Source organism: Streptomyces sp. ATexAB-D23, from assembly GCF_000373645.1.
GTDB lineage: Bacteria > Actinomycetota > Actinomycetes > Streptomycetales > Streptomycetaceae > Streptomyces > Streptomyces castrisilvae.
Genome location: NZ_KB892072.1, coordinates 1 through 2,337, shown reverse-complemented (window position 1 = coordinate 2,337; position 2,337 = coordinate 1). Strand labels below are relative to the sequence as shown.

At 67.8% G+C, this 2,337-nt stretch carries 2 protein-coding genes; both read left to right on the top strand.

What is annotated here, in order from left to right; genetic code table 11:
- Positions 1-1,130 precede the first annotated feature (1,130 nt).
- A complete protein-coding gene (locus tag B082_RS0132670) occupies positions 1,131-1,754 on the top strand; it encodes a hypothetical protein (RefSeq protein WP_026250424.1) in 624 nt (207 codons plus the stop codon).
- A 50-nt stretch (positions 1,755-1,804) separates the two neighbouring features.
- A complete protein-coding gene (locus B082_RS0132665; protein WP_018555992.1) occupies positions 1,805-2,224 on the top strand; it encodes a helix-turn-helix domain-containing protein in 420 nt (139 codons plus the stop codon).
- Positions 2,225-2,337: the final 113 nt, after the last annotated feature.

The window sequence follows — 2,337 nt, the reverse complement described above, 5'->3', positions numbered from 1 at the left end:
CCCGCGGAGCGGGATATGACCCGGCAAGCCGGGTCATAGAGCGCCGAATTGCGCAAGCGCAATTCGCATTCCGGCGCTTGCGCCGGAATTGAATTCCGCAAGCGGAATTTATAACTGAAGGTAATTCGCGCAAGCGCGAATTAGGGGCACCCGCGCAAGCGCGGTCGCCGGAGCTGGCGAGAGGGGAGGTGCATCACGCGCGGACCTGTGTAGGGCTTGGGAATCCCGGCCACCACCCCTGTAACGAGCGTGACGGACCATCGGCCGGAGCGAGTGCCGGCCCCACCGCAGTGACGGGTTCCACTGCGCTCCACCCTGACCACCCCTCCACCCTCAGACCCGCACGGTCAAGCTCACCAATACCCCGCCAGCATACACGCCAACCCGCAACGATGGGGGCGGAATCCGGCGACGCATTACCCAAGTGGGCGAACCCACGGCGAGGGTGATGCATCACGGCAACGCACTGTGTAGGGTTTGGGCTTCAGCCGCGCCACCCCTACCCCGGCCCAATAACGACCGGTGGGATTCAAAATTGCGCTGCCTCGAATTGCTCAGCCACCGAACGGAAGCCCGATATGGGACAGCTTGAATTCGGCGTGCGGAGGTACCGGAGCCATTCGGCCCCCCAGGGCCGGGTGGCGGAACCGTCCACCGGGACCAGCCACGCTTCCATGGTTTTGATCGTCGCGGCCGGTACCACCCGAGACTCAGATCCGCTGTTGCCGCCTACGGTCCGCGCCTCGTTCACGGAGCCGCACGCGAAGCCGCCTCAGCCCCCACCGGTCACCCGCGAGGTGCCGCACGACACGCCCGGCCTGCCTGCCGCTGGCCGCCTGTGACCGATGTGCCGACGGGCTCAGCTTGGGGTGGGTTGGCGTACTACAAACACCTAAGAGCGCCCGCGCCCGAAAATCGCTCTGACCTGGGCAAACGCCAAACGGCGTGTTCTAGATCTCCAGAACAAAGGGGGTCGGGTTTGTTCTGGAGATCTAGAACAAACCTCGGGCGAGTCGCCGGGGCGCAGCGACCCGATCGGGGCGGGGTTTGTTCTAGCCCTCTGAAACAAGACGGTTCCCCTAGTGGTACCGTTCGGCCAACGCTCGATGATCTTCCTGGAGGACCCTCTGATGGAGCAGCTGCCGATCGTTCGGCCCGGCCAGCGCGTTGTCGCCCGGTCTGACGGCAAGGGCGGCATGGTCGTCAGTGTCGAGAAGATCAAGGGCCGTGAGTTCGCGGTCAGCGCGCAGCTGAAGGGGTACGTCTTGGACGCCCGGCTGCTGATGGACGTGCTGGGCAGCATGAAGATGCCGGGCAGTTGGTTCCAGGTGTGGTGCAAGCTCGTGGCCGCACAGGACCCGGGCTACCACGGTGTGGACCGGACGAAGGCGCCGCGCGGGTACGTCCGGATCAACCAGCGCGAACTCCAGCAGCTGTGCAGCCTGTCCGCGGCCTCGGTCAGCGAGCCGTCGCAGTTCTTCCACCACATCGGCTGGATGCGCACCGCGAAGCCCGGCGTTCTCCAGCTGAACCCGTGGCTGACGGTGGCCGGCACCTCCGCCGAGCAGGAGGAGTGGCAGAAGGAATGGAACGCCGCGCACGGTCCGGCCTGCGTCATCCCGGCGCCGGACTACCCCGCCGAGTGGCGCGCGGAGCGGGCGAAGGTGAAGAAGGAAGCCGAGGCGGCCCGCCGTCGCGAGAAGGTCGTGGCGCTGCCACGCCGGCGCCAGGCGTTCCGTCAGGTGAGCGCGTGACGCGGCCGGGCATATCCTCAGAGGCAGACGACACCGATCAGGAGGCCCTCGTGAGCACCACTTACGTACCTGGCCCCCCGTCCGACGAGCCGATCACGCTCACCCGCGACGCTCTGCGGATGCTCGCCCTCGTGGACATCTCACTGACTGCCCGGCGTGTGCTCGATGTCCTCCTGGCCCTCCAGGACCCGGACAACGGTGCCGTCGGCATCAGCCAGGCCGAGATGGCCGCCGAGCTCGGAGCCGGGAAGCCTGCGGTGAACCGCGGCTTCAAGGAGCTGCGGGAGGCCGGCCTGGCCTGGCTCCTGCGCCGCGGCTACTACCAGATCCACCCCGTCCTGACCGGCGGCCGGGTCGCCCGTACCGCGATGGCGGTCCCCGAGATCAACACGACGCCTGCAGAGGACTTCACCGAGCAGCGCCGGACCCGCTTCGCCGCTCAGGTCGCCAACCTCGCGCAAAGCGCCTGAGCAGCCCTCCAGAGCTCTTCCCGACGCCACGGCGCCGCCACCCCAGGGTGCGGCGCCGTTTGCGCGTCACCGGCCCCGCACACGCTTCCCGGACGACGAGCGGCGGGCCGGGG

Excerpts from the sequence above, each read along its gene's own strand:
- B082_RS0132670 (WP_026250424.1), top strand. The coding sequence starts at position 1,131 with ATGGAGCAGCTGCCGATCGTTCGGCCCGGCCAGCGCGTTGTCGCCCGG.